Below are 20334 nucleotides of genomic sequence, written 5' to 3' on the forward strand. Positions count from 1 at the left end.
CGACGGTGCGGCGTTACCGCGCCAGATCTTGAGGAGGCAGACATGGCTATCGTGAAGAAAGCATCCGCACATTGGGCAGGCGATCTGAAAACCGGCATCGGTTCCATCTCCACCGAAACCGGTGTCCTCAGAGAAGCCCCTTACGGCTTCAAGGCGCGCTTCGAGGGCGGTAAAGGCACCAACCCGGAAGAGCTGATCGGCGCCGCGCATGCCGGTTGTTTTTCCATGGCGTTTTCGATGATTTTGGGCGAGGCGAGCCTGAAGGCCGACAGCATCGATACTCAGGCTGAAGTGACCCTGGACCAGGTGGATGGCGGCTTCGCGATCACGGCGGTGAAGCTGATTCTCAAGGCGAAAATCCCGGGGGCGACGCAGGCGCAGTTTGAAGAGCTGAGCAACAAGGCCAAAGAAGGATGCCCGGTGTCGAAAGTGCTGAATGCGAAGATTACGCTTGAGGCTTCGCTGGTCAGTTGATTCGGCGCTGGCCGGTCTGACGCTATCGCGAGCAGGCTCGCTCCCACAGGGATTCGTGTGGCACAAAGTTCCAATGTGGGAGCGAGCCTGCTCGCGAAGGCGATTTCAAAATCAACACAAGGTTTGAAACCTTCAGCACAACTTGTGAGCGAAGTCAGAACCCTCGCTGTAAAAGTATGGTCGAATCAATGACAGCAGCTTCAGCGCACGCCCGTGCGCGCTGCCTCAGGGAGCTTCACTCATGAAACGTTTTGCTTTGGCAGTTCTCGGTCTCGCGCTGACAGGCTCAGCGTTCGCAGCACCGAAACCCTGCGAAGAACTCAAAGCCGAAATCGAGGCCAAGATCCAGGCTCAGGGCGTGACATCGTACACACTGGAAATTGTCACCAACGACGAGGTCCATGATCAGAACATGGTCGTTGGCTCATGTGAAAACGGCACAAAGAAGATCATCTATCAAAAGAACGATCGCTGAGTCACCTCAGATAATGCAGTTGTAGTCGTAGTCCTCGGCGACAATCTCACGCTTGGTGTTGTACAGCCGGGCACTCGGTGTGAACCCCAGCGAACGCCCTTCCAGCACATAACGCTGCCCGGCCTCGAAATGGTCGTAGCGGATGTACAGGTAGCACAGCCGCTCTACGGGGCCGGTCATCAGGGCGCCACCACCGCCAAACACTTCGAAATCAAACCGCACGCGCAATTCGTGGCTGCCCGGGGTGACCTGAAAGTAGCGCCCGTCATTCAGTCGCTGTTTGTCGAGGCGCTCGGCCATCAGCACTTTACCGCCGGGTGTCGGCGTCGAAAAATCAACCCAGGCCATCTGCGGATCGACCGGAGGCAACGGCGTCTGGCAACCGGCCACAAAACTGGCAACGAGCAACAACAGCAACTGGCGCATGATGAATATCCACGGGTCTGAATACTCAGCATAGCGCCGTTCAGGTGCGCTGACAGCCTGCCGGCGTGCCCTGGCCTACCACTTTGCGCTGCTCGTCATAAAGCTTGGCCCATGGCCGGAAGCCGATACTGCCGGCCTGCAACTGATAACGCTGGCCGGCGTTGAAATCCTTGAATTTCACGCTCAACTGGCAATCGCGCCACAGCGGCTCAGCATCGGGACCGATGTTGGTCGCCTCCACCGGAAACTGATAACGCACCTTCAACTCATGGCTGCCTGGCTGCACTTCGAAGTAACGTTTATCGTCGGTCACGCTGCTATCGACCTTCAGCGCTTGCAACGACGTGTCCCGCTGCCGGGCATCAAGGTCGATCCAGGCTTGCGAAGGGTCGGGGTCGGGCATTCCGAAATTGGCACAACCGGCCAGCGTCAGCAGGCCCCCTGTCAGCATCAACATGCGCATAGCGGTGCTCCTTAAGGCGGGATAGTCTTGCGGGCAGACTCTCCGGGGGATTTCTTATTTTGATCAGGCCGTTTCCAAGCCTTGGGTTACTTGATCGCGTTTTTCGGATTTTGTTTCCGGGTGTGTTGTTTTTGTTGCTCAACGGTTGCGCCAGCGTCAGCTATTACGGCCAGCTGGCCAGCGGCCAACTGCAATTGCTGCGGGCGCGCGAGCCTGTAGAAAAGGTGATCAACGATCCGAGTCGTGACGCGACACTGCGCAAGCACCTTGCGCAGTCGCAAAAGGCCCGCGCCTTTGCCAGTGAGCATATGCACTTGCCGGATAACCAGAGCTATCGCCTGTACGCCGACATCCATCGCCCGTACGTGGTGTGGAATGTGTTCGCTACAGCTGAGTTCTCCCTGACGCCGCAGAACCATTGCTTCCCGATTGCCGGGTGTGTGGCCTATCGCGGTTATTACAGCCAGAGCGCTGCGCGGGGTGAAGCGGCGATCCAGCGTTTGCAGGGCATGGACGTATCGATTGGCGGCGTTGAGGCCTACTCGACGCTCGGCTGGTTCAACGACCCGATCCTCAATTCAATGATGGGCTGGGGTGATGAGCGCCTGGCCACGCTGATCTTTCATGAGCTGGCGCACCAGCGCTGTTATGTGAAGGACGACACCGAGTTCAACGAGTCCTTTGCCACGTTTGTCGAGCAGGAAGGTACGCGGCAGTGGCGGGCGTTTCGTGGGTTGCCGGCGGATAGCGACTCGCGGTTGAAACAGCGCGATCAGTTCATTGAGTTAGTACTCGACACCCGCTCACGACTGGAAAAGCTCTACGCGCAGCCAATTCCGGTTGAGCAAATGCGCGATCGCAAAGCCGCGGAGTTCGAGCAGTTTCGCCGGGATTATCGGTTGATGAGGGACAGTCAGTGGGCCGGGGACAAGCGTTATGACGCCTGGGTGAATGCGCCGCTGAACAATGCGCGGTTGTTGCCGTTTGGACTGTATGACCAGTGGGTGCCGGCGTTTTCGGCGTTGTTCAAAAAGGTCGGGGGGGATTGGCTGAGGTTTTATGCTGAGGTTGAGAGGTTGGGCAAGCTGCCGGTGACTGAGCGCAAGTCGGCGCTAAAAGCGTTGGCAGACTCGCAGACCTTCCGTGGCTGAATTGGCCTCATCGCTGGCAAGCCAGCTCCCACAGGGACAGCGGTGAACCTGTGCACATCGCTCACCGTGGGAGCTGGCTTGCCAGCGATGGCGTACTAATCAGCGCTGCAAAAACGCCTGATGCAACTGATCCAGCGTTTCAAAATGATAAGCCGGCGCCTCGGCACTCAACTCTTCAAAACTGCCAAACCCATAACCGACTGCCGCCGCATCCAGCCCATTGCTGCGCGCGCCGATCAGATCATGCTTGCGATCGCCGATCATCAACGTATTCGTCGGATCCAGCCCTTCTTCCTTGATCAGGTGCGCAATCAATTCAACCTTGTTGGTCCGCGTGCCATCCAGTTCGCTGCCGTAGATCACCTTGAAGTGCCGGGCAAAATCAAAATGCCGGGCAATCTCGCGAGCGAACTCCCACGGCTTCGACGTGGCGATATACAGCTGCCGGCCCTGGCCACTGAGGGTTTCCAGCAACGGTGTGACGCCATCGAACACACGGTTCTCGTACAGGCCTGTGACTTTGAAGCGCTCGCGATAGAAATTCACCGCCTGCCACGCCTTGGCTTCATCAAAATCGTAGAACTGCATGAACGCCTGCAACAACGGCGGGCCGATGAAGTGTTCCAGTTTGGTCAGGTCCGGCTCATCGATGCCGAGCCTGGCGAGGGCGAACTGAATGGAACGGGTGATGCCCTCACGCGGGTCGGTCAGGGTGCCATCAAGGTCGAACAGTACAGTCTGGTAATGCATGAGAAATCCTGAGCAGATGTAAGGCGATTCAGAGCTGGTCGTAGCCTTCGGCCAGATGCAGGTCCTTGAGCTTTACGTAGTTCGCCGCGCTGTAGGTGAAGAAGGCGTTTTCCTTGTCAGTGAGCGCACGCACCTGTTTCACCGGGCTGCCGACATAAAGAAAGCCACTTTGCAGACGCTTGCCCGGCGGCACCAGGCTGCCGGCGCCGATGATTACATCGTCCTCGACCACCGCACCGTCCATGACAATGCTGCCCATGCCGATCAAGACGCGGCTACCGATGGTGCAGCCGTGCAGCATGACCTTGTGGGCGATGGTCACGTCATCACCGATCAGCAGCGGGAAGCCGTCCGGGTTGAACGGGCCGGCGTGGGTGATGTGCAACACGCAGCCGTCCTGCACGCTGGTGCGCGCACCGATGCGGATGCGGTGCATGTCGCCACGGATCACGGTCAGCGGCCACACTGAGCTGTCTTCACCGATTTCGACGTCGCCGATTACCACCGCCGAGCCGTCGACAAACGCGCCTTTGCAAAGGTTTGGGGTGTGATTCTGGTACTTGCGAACGGACACGATAATTTCTCTCTCTGTCGCCGATAGCTGCGGTGAATGCCGATTGTAATTAAGATGGGGCAATGTTTCCCCAGCCAAGGTGCCAACCGTGAGCGTGAACAACCCTCTTCTGCAGTCCTACGACCTGCCGCCGTTCTCCACGATCCGTGCCGAACACGTCCTGCCCGCCATCGAAACGATCCTGGCCGACAACCGCGCCGCCATCGCCGAAATTCTCAAGACTCAAGTCCAGAACCCTACCTGGGCCGGCCTGGTGTTGGCGATGGACGAACTCAATGACCGCCTCGGCGCTGCCTGGAGCCCGGTCAGCCACCTCAACGCCGTGTGCAACAGCGCCGAACTGCGTGAAGCTTACGAGTCGTGCCTGCCAGCCCTGAGCGCCTATTCCACCGAGATGGGCCAGAACCGCGAGCTGTTCCAGGCTTATGAAGCGCTGGCCAACAGCCCGCAAGCCGCCGGTTTCGACGTCGCGCAAAAGACTATTCTGGAACACGCCCTGCGTGACTTCCGTCTGTCGGGTATCGACCTGCCGGAAGCTGAACAGAAACGTTACGCCGAAGTGCAGAGCAAACTGTCCGAACTGGGCAGCCGCTTCTCCAATCAACTGCTCGACGCCACCCAGGCTTGGACCAAGCACGTCACCGACGAAGCCGCCCTCGCCGGTCTGACCGATTCGGCCAAGGCGCAAATGGCTGCCGCCGCACAGGCCAAAGGCCTCGACGGCTGGCTGATCACCCTGGAATTCCCGAGCTACTACGCGGTGATGACCTACGCGCAAGACCGCGCGCTGCGTGAAGAAGTCTATGCCGCTTACTGCACCCGCGCCTCGGACCAAGGGCCGAACGCCGGTCAGCACGACAATGGCCCGGTGATGGAAGAGATCCTCGACCTGCGCCAGGAACTGGCCAGACTGTTGGGTTTCGCCAGTTTCTCCGAGCTGAGCCTGGCCACCAAAATGGCCGAGTCCAGCGATCAGGTGTTGAGCTTCCTGCGTGATCTGGCCAAGCGCAGCAAGCCGTTCGCTGAGCAGGATCTGCAACAGCTGCGCGCTTATGCCGCCGAACAGGGCTGCGCCGACCTGCAAAGCTGGGACAGCGGTTTCTACGGTGAAAAGCTGCGCGAACAACGCTACAGCGTCGCCCAGGAAACACTGCGCGCGTACTTCCCGATCGACAAAGTGCTGGGCGGCCTGTTCGCCATCGTTCAGCGTCTGTACGGCATCGAAATCGCCGAGCAGAAAGGCTTCGACACCTGGCACCCGGATGTACGCCTGTTCGAAATCAAGGAAAACGGCCAGCACGTTGGGCGCTTCTTCTTCGACCTCTACGCCCGCGCCAACAAGCGTGGCGGTGCCTGGATGGACGGCGCCCGCGACCGGCGCCGCACCGTTGACGGCGTGTTGCAAAGCCCGGTGGCCAACCTGGTCTGCAACTTCACCCCGGCCGACAGCGGCAAGCCTGCTTTGCTGACCCACGATGAAGTGACCACGCTGTTCCACGAATTCGGTCACGGCCTGCATCACCTGCTGACCCGCGTGGATCACGCGGGTGTTTCCGGGATCAACGGCGTGGCATGGGACGCGGTCGAGCTACCGAGCCAGTTCATGGAAAACTGGTGCTGGGAGCCGGAAGGCCTCGCGCTGATTTCCGGTCACTACGAAAGCGGCGAGCCGCTGCCACAGGACTTGCTGGAAAAAATGCTCGCGGCGAAAAACTTCCAGTCCGGCCTGATGATGGTCCGTCAGCTGGAGTTCTCGCTGTTCGACTTCGAATTGCACGCCACCCACGGCGACGGCCGCAGCGTGCTGCAAGTGCTCGAAGGTGTGCGTGACGAAGTGTCGGTGATGCGTCCGCCGGCCTATAACCGCTTCCCGAACAGCTTTGCGCACATCTTTGCTGGCGGTTACGCAGCGGGTTACTACAGCTACAAATGGGCTGAAGTGCTGTCGGCGGATGCCTTCTCCAAATTCGAAGAAGACGGCGTGCTCAACGCTGAAACCGGCCGAGCTTTCCGCGAAGCGATTCTGGCGCGCGGCGGTTCGCAGGCGCCGATGGTGCTGTTCGTCGACTTCCGTGGCCGTGAGCCTTCGATTGACGCACTCTTGCGCCATAGCGGCCTGAGTGAGGACGCGGCAGCATGAGTGAGGCACCTGTGATTACCAAGAAACGCTTTATCGCCGGGGCGGTCTGCCCGGCGTGCAGCGAACCGGACAAGTTGATGATGTGGAACGAGGACAGCGTGCCACACCGTGAATGTGTAGCTTGCGGTTACTCGGACACGCTCAACGAACAAGGGCTGTCGGTACCGAAAGAACTGGGCACGCGGGTCAACACCAGTGCGCTGAACAAACCTGCTCCGGACAAAACGGTGCAGGCGGTGCAGTTCTTCCCGAATCCGAAGCTGAAGAAAAAGTCCGAAGACTGAGTCCGCGAATCACCCTCCACGGTGCAACGCCGTGGAGGGCACGGCTTATTTGAGGTTGACCGACTGGAACCAGCTCTTCATCGAGCAAGTGGCAAACGCACTGGTGCTGCAATCACCGTTGGCCAGTGCCGTGCGCAGTTTGTCGACATCAGCCTGCATCACATAGCGCACGCTGTCGCGAAAGTGCCCGCTCTCGCCAAAACCACCTTGGGTCATCTCGCTCAAGGCGTCCTCTTTGCTCCAGCCTTGCACCACGATCCGGTACATCGCCGCCATCAGGCCGGTGCGGTCGGAGCCGTGTTTGCAATGCATCAGCACCGGACCGTTGGCTTCGGCGGACTGAATCGCGCGTAGGGTCTTGAGTACATCGGCGTCGTCAACGTGATTGGTGCGATACGGCAATTGCACCTGGTTGATGCCTGGCTCGGACAACCAGTTGCTGTCCGCTTCTGGAAGGAAGTTGATCACCGTGGCGACTTTCAGATTCTTCAGCAACGGCACCGCACCGCCATCGGGCAAGGCGCTGCGGTAGAGCGTCGGGGACATCTGGAACAGGTTGTATTGCACTTCGACCGGTTGTGCCCAATCAGCGGGACGAGCCGGCACTATCGCTGCAGCCTGTGCAGGCATCCAGGGCAACAGCACTAAAAGCGATAAGCACAAAGCGGAAAAAAAACGCACTCGGGACATGCTGGGGTAACCGTTTCGGGGTTCATCGGTGAGCGGAACCGCAGCTTCGATGTTAAGCGGTCAAAGCCCTGTGAGGCGCTTGTCAAAGAATCGTGAATCCGCGGGGTTTCATTCCCTGGCATTCAGAAAACCGCTGTTTTTTCCACTGAACCGGTTCATCCGGAAGCTTAGCCTGCTACCATTTGTCACATGATGTTGCAGACGCGTGCCCTTTTTCCGGGTCAGACCGGATCCGTCTCGACGAAAAATCCTCAAGCCGTTCGCAGAAGCGGCTGTCCCCTAATGCCTGATGAGGTGCACCCCATGTCTGATGAAGATCGAGACAACCCGCGGCGTGAGTTTTTGCGCAAATCCCTGACCCTGATTCCGGTGGTCACTCTGGCCGGCACCGGTCTGGGCAGCAGCGTCCTGCAAGCCGCCCCCGAAGTCGCGCCTGCTGCGCCCGCGCCGCAACCGGTTCGCGCGGATGCCAGCGTGTACCAGCCGAGCTACTTCACCGCCGAAGAATGGGCGTTCATCAATGCTGCCGTCGCACAGTTGATCCCCAACGATGCCCAAGGCCCAGGCGCACTCGAGGCCGGTGTGCCGGAATACATCGACCGGCAGATGAACACGCCCTACGCCGCCGGTGCCCTGTGGTACATGCAAGGCCCGTTCAATGCCGACGCTGCGCCGGAAATGGGTTGGCAGAGCAAACTGGTGCCCAAAGAGATCTATCGCCTCGGCATCGCCGCCACGGATCAGTGGGCAAAATCCCTCAACGGTAAAGTATTTGCTGAGCAAGACAGCGCTACCCGAGACGATTTGCTCAAGCAACTCGAAGCCGGCAAACCGCAGTTCGACGCCGTTCCAGCGAAGATTTTCTTCAATCTGCTGCTGCAAAACACCAAGGAAGGGTTCTTCTGCGACCCGATCCACGGCGGCAACCAAGGCATGGTCGGCTGGACCATGATCGGCTTCCCCGGCGCCCGCGCCGATTTCATGGATTGGGTGGAACGCAACGAGCAATACCCCTTCCCGGCAGTGTCTATTCGCGGCGAGAGGGCGTAAGCACATGGCAACAGTAATGAAGAAGGTTGACGCAGTTATCGTCGGTTTTGGCTGGACCGGCGCGATCATGGCCAAGGAGCTGACCGAAGCGGGTCTCAACGTGCTGGCGCTGGAGCGCGGGCCGATGCAGGACACCTACCCGGACGGCAACTATCCCCAGGTGATTGACGAACTCACCTACAGCGTGCGCAAAAAACTCTTTCAGGACATCTCCAAAGAGACGGTCACCATTCGCCATAGCGTCAACGACATCGCCCTGCCGAACCGCCAGTTGGGTGCGTTCCTGCCGGGTAATGGTGTAGGCGGCGCCGGGTTGCACTGGTCGGGTGTGCACTTTCGCGTCGACCCGATCGAGTTGCGCATGCGCAGCCACTACGAAGAGCGCTACGGCAAAAGTTTTATCCCCAAGGACATGACCATCCAGGACTTCGGCGTCAGCTATGAAGAGCTGGAGCCGTTCTTCGATTTCGCCGAAAAAGTCTTCGGCACCTCGGGTCAGGCGTGGACGGTGAAGGGCCAACTGGTCGGTCAGGGCAAGGGCGGCAACCCGTACGCGCCGGATCGTTCCAACCCGTTTCCGCTGGAGGCGCAGAAGAATACGGTTTCCGCACAACTGTTCGGCAAAGCGGCGACAGAGGTCGGCTACAAACCCTACAACCTGCCTTCGGCAAATACGTCGGGGCCGTACACCAATCCCTACGGCGCACAAATGGGCCCGTGCAACTTCTGCGGTTTCTGCAGCGGTTATGTCTGCTACATGTATTCCAAAGCCTCGCCGAACGTGAATATTCTGCCAGCGCTCAAGCCGCTGCCGAATTTCGAGCTGCGGCCCAACTCGCACGTGCTGCGGGTCAATCTCGACAGCAGCAAATCCAAAGCCACCGGCGTGACCTACATCGACGGCCAGGGTCGCGAGATCGAGCAACCGGCAGATCTGGTGATCCTCGGCGCGTTCCAGTTGCACAACGTGCGTCTGATGCTGCTCTCCGGCATCGGCAAGCCTTACGACCCGATCAGCGGCGAAGGCGTGGTCGGGCGTAACTTCGCCTACCAGAACATGGCGACCATCAAGGCGTTCTTCGACAAGGACACCCACACCAACAACTTCATCGGCGCCGGCGGCAACGGCGTGGCGCTGGACGATTTCAACGCCGACAACTTCGACCACGGCCCGCACGGCTTCGTTGGCGGCTCGCCGATGTGGGTCAACCAGGCTGGCAGCCGGCCGATTGCCGGCACCTCGAACCCGCCGGGCACACCCGCGTGGGGCAGTGCCTGGAAACGCGCGACCGCCGATTACTACACCCATCAGGTGTCGATGGACGCCCACGGCGCGCATCAGTCCTATCGGGGCAACTACCTCGACCTCGATCCGGTCTACCGCGATGCCTACGGCTTGCCGCTGTTGCGGATGACCTTCGACTGGCAGGAAAACGACATCAAGATGAACCGCTTCATGGTCGAGAAAATGGGCAAGGTCGCCGAAGCGATGGGGCCGAAAGCCATTGCCGTGATCGGCAAGAAAGTCGGCGATCACTTCAACACCGCGTCCTACCAGACCACCCACCTCAACGGCGGCGCGATCATGGGCACCGATCCGAAGAAGAGCGCCCTGAACCGCTACCTGCAGAGCTGGGACGTGCATAACGTTTTCGTTCCGGGTGCCTCGGCATTTCCGCAGGGCCTGGGTTACAACCCGACCGGGCTGGTCGCGGCGTTGACCTACTGGTCGGCGAAGGCAATTCGCGAGCAGTACCTGAAAAACCCCGGCCCGCTGGTTCAGGCTTAAGGAGCGATGACCATGAAGACTCTCGTTATCGCGACCCTGGCGTTGCTCGGCAGTGCCTCACTGCATGCGGCTGAAGTTGATCAAAGTTTGATCAAACAGGGCGAATACCTCGCCCGCGCCGGTGACTGCGTGGCTTGCCACACCGCCAAGGGCGGCAAGCCGTTCGCCGGTGGCCTGCCGATGGAAACGCCGATCGGCACGATCTACTCGACCAACATCACCCCGGATAAAACCGGTGTCGGTGAATACAGCTTCGAAGACTTCGATCAGGCAGTCCGCCATGGCGTCGCCAAAAACGGTAGTACGTTGTACCCGGCGATGCCGTATCCGTCCTACGCCCGTGTCAGCGAAACCGACATGCAAGCGCTGTACGCGTACTTCATGCACGGCGTCGAACCGGTGGCGCAGGAGAACAAGGCCAGTGACATTCCATGGCCACTCAGCATGCGCTGGCCGCTGATGGGCTGGCGCTGGATGTTTGCGCCGAAGGTCGAGGACTACAAAGCCACGTCAGAGGATCCGGTGATCGACCGTGGCGCGTATCTGGTCGAAGGTCTCGGCCATTGCGGTGCCTGCCATACGCCACGCGCGCTGACCATGCAGGAAAAATCCCTGAGCGCGACTGACGGCACCACCTTCCTCGCCGGCAGTGCGCCGCTGGAAGGCTGGATCGCCAAGAGCCTGCGCGGCGATCACAAGGACGGCCTCGGCAGCTGGACCGAGGCGCAACTGGTGCAGTTCCTCAAGACCGGGCGCAGCGATCGCAGCGCGGTGTTCGGCGGCATGAGCGATGTGGTCACCCACAGCATGCAATACATGACCGACGCCGACCTGACCGCGATTGCCCGCTACCTCAAATCGCTACCGGCCACTGATCCGAACGATCAACCGCATCAGTACGATGAGAAAGCAGCCAAGGCGCTGTGGAACGGTGATGACAGCCAGCGTGGCGCTGCGGTGTACATCGACAATTGCGCGGCGTGCCACCGCACCGACGGCCACGGCTACACCCGAGTGTTCCCGGCGCTGGCGGGCAATCCGGTGTTGCAATCGGAAGACCCGACCTCGCTGATCCACATCGTGCTCAAGGGCGGTACATTGCCGGCGACACACACGGCACCGTCGACTTTCACCATGCCGGGCTTCGCCTGGCGCCTGTCGGACCAGGAAGTGGCGGATGTGGTGAGTTTCATTCGTGGCAGTTGGGGTAATAAAGGTGCGCCGGTTGACGCTGAGGATGTCGCCAAGCTGCGCAAGAACGATATGCAGACGACTTCCGGGGATGATTTGGGGCAAGTCACCACGCACAACTGACGGATGTGATTGATACGCCGCTGGCACTGTTCGACTTTTCGTGTGGTGTCAGCGGCCGATCAACGCTTGGACTGAAAGCCTTTGAACTGTGCAAATGCATCGGCCAGTTGCAGGTAAAGCTTCTCGTCGTATTTGTCGATGTCGCCATCGCCGTCAGTATCGACGGCGTCTTCGGAGATCACGTCATAACGACCATTGGCCTGCGACGACGAAGCAAAAAGCGAATAGTCGTAATCCATCATTTCGGTCGCGTCTTCGCTGTAGTGATAAAACGCGATTTCCGGACTTCCATCTCGGTCCATATCCGCAATTTCCAGCAGTATTCTGATAGCCATGGACGAATCCCTTCAGATTGATTGCGTGCTTGAGATTAGGGTTGGCGAGAATTCCGGTCTACTGTCAGAGTTGACAGAGTGCATGCCCAGCCAGTCTTTGACTGACCAGCTGCCATTCACAGTATCTGCTTCTAAAACAATAAAGCCCTGCATGAATCTTCATGCAGGGCTTTATTGTTATTTGCTCTGCGATTCCTGATATTTCAATTACGGATTGACGATACTGACATAAGCCTTGGCCAGCGCAATCAACTTTGCCTTGTCGTCGCTATCAATATCACCATCGCCGTCGACATCTTTCTTGTTGGTGCGGATAGTGAACGTCTTGCCACGGTCGCTGGACACCGCCACCACGTAGATCGAATCCACCAACCCCTCGGTGGGCAGCTCTTGTTCAGCGTTCCAGCCCAGTTCCTTACGAGCCAGTTGCATGGAAACTATAGTATTCGGCTCCGAAACATTCGGCAGCATCAACTGCAAAAACACACCACGCTGATTGAGATAAGACATGAATTAAATCCTTTTAATTTATTAATCGATCAAGTGCCGATTGAAGTAACCAAGACTATATTCGATAACTTGTCGAGACAACGTGGCATATGTATCTCGGATTGTACTTTGCACTTATATATAAACTTTTCCAGTCAGCAATTATCCCATCGCTGAACGGTACTGGATCACAGCGAGCTTGCTCGGTTACTGTATGCATATACAGATCAGGAATCTGCCCAATGATCACCCCTCTCCCCCCGCGCGGTCGCGGCACCGCCAGCAATCCGCACAACCGCTTCGCACCGAACCGTTCGGTGGCCGAGGACGACGGCTGGTATCAGGAAGTGCCGCTGACCCAAGGCACCGAGGTGATGATCGAAACCGCCAAAACCATCATTACCCGCAACACTTCGCCGGATCTGCCCTTCGACCGCTCGATCAATCCTTATCGCGGCTGCGAACACGGCTGCATCTATTGCTACGCACGGCCCAGCCACGCCTATTGGGACATGTCACCGGGGCTGGATTTTGAAACCAGGCTGATCGCCAAGACCAACGCCGCCCAAGTGCTCGAAGAACAGCTCGGGAAAAAAGGCTATCAATGTGCGCCGATCAACCTGGGTTCCAACACCGATCCGTATCAGCCGATCGAGCGCGAACACAAAATCACCCGGCAGATTCTTGAAGTACTGCTGCGCTATCGGCACCCGGTGACCATCGTCACCAAAGGCTCGCTGATTCTGCGCGATCTCGACCTGCTGACCGAGTTGGCCGAGCAACGTCTGGTTGCGGTGATGATCAGCCTGACCACGCTCGATGACGAACTGAAACGCATCCTCGAACCACGTGCCGCTGCGCCCAAGGCCAGGTTGCGGGCGATTAGGGTGATGCGCGAGGCTGGCATTCCCGTCGGCGTGCTGTGTTCGCCGATGATTCCGATGATCAATGACAGCGAAATCGAAAACCTGCTCAACGAGGCCCACGCAGCGGGCGCGCAAAGCGCGGCGTACATGATGCTGCGCCTGCCGCTGGAGGTGGCACCGTTGTTCGAGGAGTGGCTGGCGGCACATTATCCGCAGCGCGCCGCGCATGTGCTGAGCCTGATTCGCCAGAGCCGGGGTGGCGAGCTCTACGACAGCCGTTTTGGCGCACGCATGCGCGGCGAAGGGGTGTTCGCCGACTTGCTCGCGCAACGATTTGCCAAAGCCATCAAGCGTCTCGGCATGAATCATCGCGAAGGCTATAACCTCGATTGCACTGCCTTCTGTCCGCCGGGTCGCCAGATGTCATTGATTTAGCGACAATTGCCCCTTGGTTGAAGGGTTGGAATCCTTGCGCCGAAATCACTCAGTCACGTTTTTTGTGACCTGGAACACACGTTCTAGAGCGTTTGATTCAGTTTGAGTTAAGTTTCGGCGGCTACCTTGTTCATCGAGTGACTGACGGGTCGGGATGACCCGGATGTTTTAAACAGCCACTGGCTTCATACCGGAATACCGGGGAAGAATCCCTGAATCCGCCAAAGAGGATGAATCATGAGTGACAAGGATAAACAGCCGTTGGCTGCGTCGGCGCAAGCCCCTGTGGCGGAATCCGCCGATGCAGCGCTGCGACAGATCGTAGACGGCTTTTTGCATTTTCATCATGAGGTCTTCCCGCAGCAGGAAGAACTCTTCAAGAAACTCGCCACGGCCCAGGCGCCCAAAGCGATGTTCATCACCTGCGCTGACTCGCGCATCGTCCCTGAGCTGATTACCCAGAGCTCGCCGGGCGATCTGTTCGTCACCCGTAACGTCGGCAACGTCGTTCCGCCGTACGGCCAGATGAACGGCGGCGTATCCACCGCGATCGAATACGCGGTGCTGGCGCTGGGCGTGCAGCACATCATCATCTGCGGCCACTCCGATTGCGGCGCCATGCGTGCGGTACTCAACCCGGGCAGCCTGGAAAAGATGCCGACCGTCAAAGCCTGGCTGCGCCACGCTGAAGTCGCGAAAACCATGGTGCACGACAACTGTCACTGCGCCGACGAAAAAGAAAGCATGCCGATCCTCACCGAGGAAAACGTCATCGCCCAATTGCAGCACTTGCGTACCCATCCTTCGGTAGCCTCGCGCATGGCGAACGGTCATCTGTTCATCCATGGCTGGGTCTACAACATCGAAACCAGCGAAATCAAAGCTTACGACGCGGATCAGGGACGTTTCCTGCCGCTCGACGGTAGCCATCCGATTCCGGTGGCGACGCCCAAAGCGCGCTTCTAAATCTTCCTAAACATCTGTGTGGTTTGACGCCGGCCGCTGTTTCAGCGGTTCGGCGAAGCCATGCCTGAAGAAAACTTCGGGAGAATCGCCATGCGTGCGGCTCAATTGAAAGCGGTGTTGCCACGGGAGCTGCTCGCTTCAGTGGTTGTGTTTCTGGTCGCCTTGCCGCTGTGCATGGGTATCGCGATTGCGTCAGGGTTGCCGCCGGCCAAAGGTTTGATCACCGGGATCATCGGTGGTCTGGTGGTCGGCTGGCTGGCCGGGTCGCCGTTGCAGGTCAGCGGACCGGCGGCGGGTCTGGCGGTGTTGGTGTTCGAGCTGGTGCGCCAGCACGGCATCGAAATGCTCGGGCCGATTCTGTTGCTCGCCGGTTTCCTGCAACTGGTGGCCGGGCGCTTGAAACTCGGTTGCTGGTTTCGGGTGACGGCGCCAGCCGTGGTGTACGGGATGCTGGCGGGGATTGGCGTGTTGATCGTGCTGTCGCAGGTACATGTGATGCTCGATGCCTCGCCAAAACCTTCTGGTCTGGACAACCTCACCGCGTTCCCGGCAGCCGTGGCACAGGCGTTGCCGTCGTTTGGCTGGCAGGCTGGCCTGCTCGGGCTGTCGACGATCGCGGTGATGTGGCTGTGGGAGAAATTTCGCCCGCATTCGCTGCGCTTTGTGCCAGGCGCATTGCTCGGCGTGGGTCTGGCGACAGGGGCCAGTCTGCTGCTGGCGTTGCAGGTCAAACGCGTTGAAGTACCGGCGAATCTGGCCGAAGCCATTGATTGGCTGAAACCGGCGGACCTGCTCAGCCTCGCCGACCCGACGCTGTTGATCGCCGCGTTCGCCGTAGCCTTCATCGCCAGTGCCGAAACGCTGCTCTCCGCTGCGGCGGTGGATCGCATGCACAGCGGCGTGCGCTCGGATTTCGACCGTGAGCTGTCGGCGCAAGGGGTCGGCAATATGCTCTGCGGTCTGGTCGGAGCGCTGCCGATGACCGGGGTGATCGTGCGCAGTTCGGCCAACGTTCAGGCCGGTGCGACCACGCGTTATTCGACGATCTTCCATGGCCTGTGGCTGCTGGCGTTCGTGCTGTTGCTGTCGAGTGTGCTGCAAAGCATTCCGGTGGCGAGCCTGGCCGGCGTGCTGGTCTATACCGGTTTCAAACTGGTCGATCTCAAAGCGTTTCGAGGATTGGGACGCTATGGACGGATGCCGATGTTCACCTACGCGGCGACGGCGCTGGCGATCATCTTCACCGACCTGCTGACGGGTGTGTTGATCGGTTTCGGTCTGACCTTGTTGAAACTGGCGTTCAAGGCTTCGCGCCTGAAGATCAGCCTGATCGATCTGCCGCAGGACGGTGAGATGGAATTGCGTCTGGTCGGCGCGGCGACATTCCTCAAGGTGCCGGCTCTGACGCAAGTGCTGGGCAGTATTCCGCAGGGGACGACGGTGCATGTGCCGCTCAATAATCTGAGCTACATCGACCATTCGTGTCTGGAGTTGCTGGAGGAGTGGGGCCGGGCGAATGCGGCGAAGGGGTCGAAGCTGTTGATCGAGTCGCGGGGGTTGAAGCGCAGGCTTGAGGGACGGATTCGAACCACTACCGGTATCGGCGCGGCCGGCTAAATCTTCCCGCCTGAACAAAAACCCTGTGGGAGCTGGCTTGCCAGCGATGACGGAGTGTCAGTCACTGACAATGCTGACTGATCCACCGCTATCGCTGGCAAGCCAGCTCCCACAGGTATTTGGGTGTCGCTCAGGATTACGCGGCAGGCTGGTCGAGTTCCAGACCCACGCCGAGGCGGCGGCCCATGCACGGCCAGCGTTTCCACGCGGCGCCGGTGTCCGGGCTGCTGAGTTTGTCGCGGTAGGCTTCTACCGATTCCAGCGCGAAACTCTCATCGTTGAGCATCTCGTCGATGGCGTGATGCACCGCTTCGTCCAGTTGGTTGGCAAATTCCTCACCGATCAATTGGTGAGCAATCAGGTTGGCGACCGTCATGTCCAGGGGGATCAGTGGCTGGCCGAAATGCTTGATGTACAGGTCATTGACCTCTTCGACAAAACGGTGCGCCAGATAGGCTTCGTCGAGCAGGCTGTCCAGGCCAACGTGCCCGGCCATGATCGCCGGCGGCTGGAGGAAATACTGCTCGGCGATTTTCAGCACCGGTTTGATCTGCGATTCGATTCCCGCTTCCCTGGCGACTTCATTGGCTGCATCCAGCAGGTCTGGCACTTCATCGATATAGGCGGCGACAAAACGCGTCAGCACGCCTTGGGCGTCGGCTTCCGGCAGTTGGATCGCCGGGTGTAAATGAGGCAGCTTGCTTTCCAGCTGACGGGTCAGCAGGCCGGTATCTTTTTCGTGTTGTTGGGCTTTTTGGATCTGCTCGCGCAATGCGGCGGTGTTCATGAAAACTCCAGGAAACAAGGCAATGAAATAGGGAAGACATAACTTAGCTGGCTTACGAAAAATGCTAAGACGCATTTGTCATAATTATTTCATCCTTGATGCACCTGCGTTATATCGGTTTGCCACCACTCGTCTGCATCCTTCTCCATTCCTGCCCTTGAACGCAAGTGCCAGCTGTTTCAGTTGATTTACGTGTGCACATTGCAATTTCCCGGCGCTGTCTATACTCGCCATTGAATGGAGTTAGCTGATGACGCCCGACTGCACCCGCAGCAAGGCCCGGCGATTCAAGTTCGTAGTCTGATGCAGCCGCTCCCTTGCCGCAGGCGTTACGCCTCCGGGATAACAAGAACGATAAGGGGAACCCGCAATGATGCGACATCCACACGTCTGGATGGGCCTCCTGTTGTGGTCGATTTTCAGCCAGGCCAACGCCGCCTGGACTGTGAATATGGCGCCTGGAGCGACTGAAATCAGTCACGCAGTATTCGACCTGCACATGACCATTTTCTGGATCTGTGTGGTGATCGGGATCATCGTCTTCGGCGCCATGTTCTGGTCGATGATGGTGCACCGCCGTTCTACCGGGCAGGTCGCCGCAAAATTCCACGAAAGCACCGGCGTCGAAATCATGTGGACCGTCGTGCCGCTGCTGATTCTGGTGGCCATGGCCGTACCGGCGACTGCCACCCTGATCAAGATGTACGACACCAGTGAGCCGGATATCGATATCCAGATCACCGGTTATCAGTGGAAGTGGCACTACAAATACCTGGGCCAGGACGTCGAGTTCTTCAGCAACCTGGCCACCCCCGCCGAGCAGATCCACAACAAGGAAGCCAAAGGCGAGCACTACCTGCTCGAAGTCGACAAGCCATTGGTGCTGCCGACCGGGGCCAAGGTGCGCTTCCTTGTGACGTCCGCCGACGTTATCCACTCCTGGTGGGTGCCGGCCTTCGCGGTCAAACGCGATGCGATCCCGGGGTTCGTCAACGAAGCCTGGACACGCATCGACAAGCCCGGCCTCTACCGTGGCCAGTGCGCCGAACTGTGCGGCAAGGATCACGGCTTCATGCCGATCGTGGTCGAGGTCAAAGAGAAGGCCGATTACGAGAAGTGGCTCGCCGAGCGCAAGGCCGAGGCCGCGCAGCTTAAAGAGCTGACCAGCAAGGAATGGACCCTCGACGAACTCAAGGAACGGGGCGACAAGGTGTATCACACCACCTGCGTGGCCTGTCACCAGGCCGAAGGCCAGGGTCTGCCGCCGATGTTCCCGGCGCTCAAAGGCTCGAAAATCGCCACCGGACCGAAAGAAGGCCACTTGAGCATTGTCTTCCACGGCAAGCCCGGCACTGCCATGGCGGCGTTCGGCAAACAGCTGTCGGAAGTCGATATCGCAGCGGTCGTGACTTACGAACGTAACGCCTGGGGCAACAACAAGGGCGACATGGTCACGCCAAAAGAAGTGCTGGAGCTGAAACAGGCGGAAAGCAAATGAGCCGGTCTATCGCGTACCTCGTGAACCGGCCGGGGCACCACGCCCCGGCCCGCCCTGCCCACTCACGTAAAGGAGACCGGCCATGAGCGCTGTCATCGATGACCACGGTCATGCCGACCACGCCCACGGCCCGGCCAAAGGCCTGATGCGCTGGGTGCTGACCACCAACCACAAGGACATCGGCACGCTGTACCTGTGGTTTGCGTTCTGCATGTTCCTGCTCGGCGGCTCGTTCGCCATGGTGATCCGCGCCGAGCTGTTCCAGCCCGGTCTGCAGATCGTCGAGCCGGCGTTCTTCAACCAGATGACCACCATGCACGGTCTGGTGATGGTTTTTGGTGCGGTAATGCCAGCCTTCGTCGGCCTCGCCAACTGGATGATCCCGTTGATGATCGGCGCGCCAGACATGGCTCTGCCACGGATGAACAACTTCAGTTTCTGGCTGTTGCCGGCGGCGTTTCTGCTGCTGGTGTCGACCCTGTTCACCCCCGGTGGCGGGCCGAATTTCGGCTGGACCTTCTACGCGCCGCTGTCGACCACCTACGCGCCGGAAAGCGTGACGTTCTTCATCTTCGCCATCCACTTGATGGGGATCAGTTCGATCATGGGCGCGATCAACGTGGTCGCGACCATCCTCAACCTGCGCGCCCCCGGCATGACGTTGATGAAAATGCCGCTGTTTGTCTGGACCTGGCTGATCACAGCGTTCCTGCTGATCGCGGTGATGCCGGTGCTGGCCGGGTGCGTGACGATGATGCTGATGGACATCCACTTCGGCACCAGTTTCTTCAGTGCTGCCGGTGGCGGTGACCCGGTGCTCTTCCAGCATGTGTTCTGGTTCTTCGGGCACCCGGAGGTGTACATCATGATCCTGCCGGCGTTCGGCGCGGTCAGCCAGATCATCCCGACCTTCGCGCGCAAACCGCTGTTCGGCTACACCTCGATGGTCTATGCGACGGCGAGCATCGCGTTCCTGTCGTTCATCGTCTGGGCGCACCACATGTTCGTGGTCGGCATTCCGCTGGTGGGCGAGTTGTTCTTCATGTACGCGACCATGCTGATCGCAGTGCCGACCGGGGTGAAGGTGTTCAACTGGGCGAGCACCATGTGGCAGGGCTCGATGACTTTCGAGACGCCGATGCTGTTTGCGGTGGCGTTCGTGATCCTGTTCTCCATCGGTGGTTTCTCCGGGTTGATGCTGGCCATCGCGCCGGCGGACTTCCAGTATCAGGACACCTATTTTGTGGTCGCGCACTTCCACTACGTGCTGGTGCCGGGGGCGATCTTCGGGATCTTCGCCTCTGCCTATTACTGGCTGCCGAAGTGGACCGGGCACATGTACGACGAAACCCTCGGCAAGCTGCATTTCTGGCTGTCGTTCGTCGGCATGAACCTGACCTTCTTCCCGATGCACTTCGTCGGGCTGGCGGGGATGCCGCGACGGATTCCGGACTACAACCTGCAGTTCGCCGACTTCAACATGGTTTCGTCGATTGGCGCGTTCATGTTTGGCGCCACGCAGATCTTCTTCCTGTTCATTGTGATCAAGACCATTCGCGGTGGCGCGCCGGCACCGGCCAAGCCGTGGGATGGCGCCGAAGGACTGGAGTGGAGCGTGCCGTCACCGGCGCCGTATCACACGTTCACTACGCCGCCGGAAGTGAAATGAGCACCCTCGGCCCTATAACAAACCCTGTGGGAGCTGGCTTGCCAGCGATGGGGCCAGCGCAGTGTGTCAGGCAGGCAGCCATCGCTGGCAAG

At 59.2% G+C, this 20334-nt stretch carries 21 protein-coding genes; 13 read left to right on the forward strand and 8 right to left on the reverse strand.

From position 1 onward, the window contains the following. Positions 1–42 precede the first annotated feature (42 nt). Both M9827_RS11090 and M9827_RS11095 read left to right on the forward strand, forming a co-directional pair. Positions 43–474 (forward strand): OsmC family protein, encoded by a 432-nt coding sequence (locus tag M9827_RS11090; protein WP_250605497.1) that lies wholly within the window; start codon positions 43–45, stop codon positions 472–474. 241 nt (positions 475–715) lie between these two features. Next, positions 716–949, forward strand: coding sequence for a DUF1161 domain-containing protein (locus M9827_RS11095; protein WP_123375997.1), 234 nt, complete (start codon positions 716–718; stop codon positions 947–949). 6 nt (positions 950–955) lie between these two features. On the opposite strand, the gene M9827_RS11100 is transcribed toward M9827_RS11095, so the two are convergent. Further along, complete coding sequence (locus M9827_RS11100; protein ID WP_250605498.1) at positions 956–1375, reverse strand: PA0061/PA0062 family lipoprotein; 420 nt, start codon at positions 1373–1375, stop codon at positions 956–958. Positions 1376–1415: 40 nt separating this feature from the next. Beyond that, complete coding sequence (locus M9827_RS11105; protein WP_250605499.1) at positions 1416–1838, reverse strand: PA0061/PA0062 family lipoprotein; 423 nt, start codon at positions 1836–1838, stop codon at positions 1416–1418. A gap of 59 nt (positions 1839–1897) precedes the next feature. Here M9827_RS11105 and M9827_RS11110 point away from each other — a divergent pair, with 59 nt between their 5' ends. Then, complete coding sequence (locus tag M9827_RS11110) at positions 1898–2989, forward strand: aminopeptidase (RefSeq protein WP_250605500.1); 1092 nt, start codon at positions 1898–1900, stop codon at positions 2987–2989. Positions 2990–3088: 99 nt separating this feature from the next. Here M9827_RS11110 and M9827_RS11115 read toward each other — a convergent pair whose 3' ends face one another. Then, the gene (locus M9827_RS11115; RefSeq protein ID WP_250605501.1) at positions 3089–3739 is read right to left on the reverse strand and encodes an HAD family hydrolase; all 651 of its coding nucleotides are present in this window, start codon (positions 3737–3739) and stop codon (positions 3089–3091) included. A gap of 28 nt (positions 3740–3767) precedes the next feature. Beyond that, entirely contained in the window at positions 3768–4313 is a 546-nt protein-coding gene (locus M9827_RS11120) for a gamma carbonic anhydrase family protein (RefSeq protein ID WP_250605502.1), read from the reverse strand. 88 nt (positions 4314–4401) lie between these two features. On the opposite strand from M9827_RS11120, the gene prlC reads away from it, so the two are divergent. Beyond that, positions 4402–6453, forward strand: a complete 2052-nt coding sequence (gene prlC, locus M9827_RS11125) for an oligopeptidase A (RefSeq protein WP_250605503.1) — start codon at positions 4402–4404, stop codon at positions 6451–6453. Then, the gene (locus tag M9827_RS11130; RefSeq protein WP_007911710.1) at positions 6450–6737 is read left to right on the forward strand and encodes a YheV family putative zinc ribbon protein; all 288 of its coding nucleotides are present in this window, start codon (positions 6450–6452) and stop codon (positions 6735–6737) included. Before prlC ends, M9827_RS11130 begins: the two co-directional genes overlap by 4 nt. Positions 6738–6782: 45 nt before the next feature. Here M9827_RS11130 and M9827_RS11135 read toward each other — a convergent pair whose 3' ends face one another. Beyond that, positions 6783–7427 carry a dual specificity protein phosphatase family protein gene (locus M9827_RS11135; protein ID WP_250605504.1) on the reverse strand — a complete coding sequence of 215 codons (645 nt, stop codon included), beginning with the start codon at positions 7425–7427 and terminating at the stop codon, positions 6783–6785. Positions 7428–7730: 303 nt separating this feature from the next. Between M9827_RS11135 and M9827_RS11140 the strand changes: the two genes are divergently transcribed. The 3 genes from M9827_RS11140 to M9827_RS11150 are packed head-to-tail and all read left to right on the forward strand — an operon-like array spanning position 7731 to position 11580. Next, positions 7731–8477: a gluconate 2-dehydrogenase subunit 3 family protein gene (locus M9827_RS11140; protein WP_250605505.1), complete on the forward strand. Its 747-nt coding sequence runs from the start codon at positions 7731–7733 to the stop codon at positions 8475–8477. 4 nt (positions 8478–8481) lie between these two features. Further along, positions 8482–10266 (forward strand): GMC family oxidoreductase, encoded by a 1785-nt coding sequence (locus M9827_RS11145; protein WP_116254160.1) that lies wholly within the window; start codon positions 8482–8484, stop codon positions 10264–10266. 12 nt (positions 10267–10278) lie between these two features. Continuing rightward, positions 10279–11580, forward strand: coding sequence for a c-type cytochrome (locus tag M9827_RS11150; RefSeq protein ID WP_250605506.1), 1302 nt, complete (start codon positions 10279–10281; stop codon positions 11578–11580). A 59-nt stretch (positions 11581–11639) separates the two neighbouring features. Here the strand turns inward: M9827_RS11150 and M9827_RS11155 are convergent, their stop codons facing one another. Continuing rightward, positions 11640–11915: a hypothetical protein gene (locus M9827_RS11155; protein ID WP_250605507.1), complete on the reverse strand. Its 276-nt coding sequence runs from the start codon at positions 11913–11915 to the stop codon at positions 11640–11642. A gap of 207 nt (positions 11916–12122) precedes the next feature. Beyond that, positions 12123–12425 carry a hypothetical protein gene (locus M9827_RS11160; RefSeq protein WP_250605508.1) on the reverse strand — a complete coding sequence of 101 codons (303 nt, stop codon included), beginning with the start codon at positions 12423–12425 and terminating at the stop codon, positions 12123–12125. Between the two features lie 221 nt (positions 12426–12646). Here M9827_RS11160 and M9827_RS11165 point away from each other — a divergent pair, with 221 nt between their 5' ends. The 3 genes from M9827_RS11165 to M9827_RS11175 all read left to right on the forward strand — a co-directional run bounded on the left by M9827_RS11165 (position 12647) and on the right by M9827_RS11175 (position 16288). Beyond that, the gene (locus tag M9827_RS11165) at positions 12647–13705 is read left to right on the forward strand and encodes a PA0069 family radical SAM protein (protein ID WP_250605509.1); all 1059 of its coding nucleotides are present in this window, start codon (positions 12647–12649) and stop codon (positions 13703–13705) included. 237 nt (positions 13706–13942) lie between these two features. Further along, positions 13943–14671: a carbonic anhydrase gene (locus M9827_RS11170; RefSeq protein WP_250605510.1), complete on the forward strand. Its 729-nt coding sequence runs from the start codon at positions 13943–13945 to the stop codon at positions 14669–14671. 90 nt (positions 14672–14761) lie between these two features. Continuing rightward, positions 14762–16288 (forward strand): SulP family inorganic anion transporter, encoded by a 1527-nt coding sequence (locus M9827_RS11175; RefSeq protein WP_250605511.1) that lies wholly within the window; start codon positions 14762–14764, stop codon positions 16286–16288. A gap of 136 nt (positions 16289–16424) precedes the next feature. Here the strand turns inward: M9827_RS11175 and M9827_RS11180 are convergent, their stop codons facing one another. Then, positions 16425–17075 (reverse strand): hypothetical protein, encoded by a 651-nt coding sequence (locus M9827_RS11180; protein ID WP_250605512.1) that lies wholly within the window; start codon positions 17073–17075, stop codon positions 16425–16427. Positions 17076–17445: 370 nt separating this feature from the next. Here M9827_RS11180 and coxB point away from each other — a divergent pair, with 370 nt between their 5' ends. Beyond that, positions 17446–18573, forward strand: coding sequence for a cytochrome c oxidase subunit II (gene coxB, locus M9827_RS11185; RefSeq protein WP_250605513.1), 1128 nt, complete (start codon positions 17446–17448; stop codon positions 18571–18573). Between the two features lie 82 nt (positions 18574–18655). Continuing rightward, positions 18656–20242, forward strand: a complete 1587-nt coding sequence (gene ctaD / locus M9827_RS11190; RefSeq protein ID WP_250605514.1) for a cytochrome c oxidase subunit I — start codon at positions 18656–18658, stop codon at positions 20240–20242. Positions 20243–20334 lie beyond the last annotated feature (92 nt).

It is taken from the genome of Pseudomonas sp. AKS31 (assembly GCF_023634765.1).
Taxonomy (GTDB): Bacteria; Pseudomonadota; Gammaproteobacteria; order Pseudomonadales; family Pseudomonadaceae; genus Aquipseudomonas.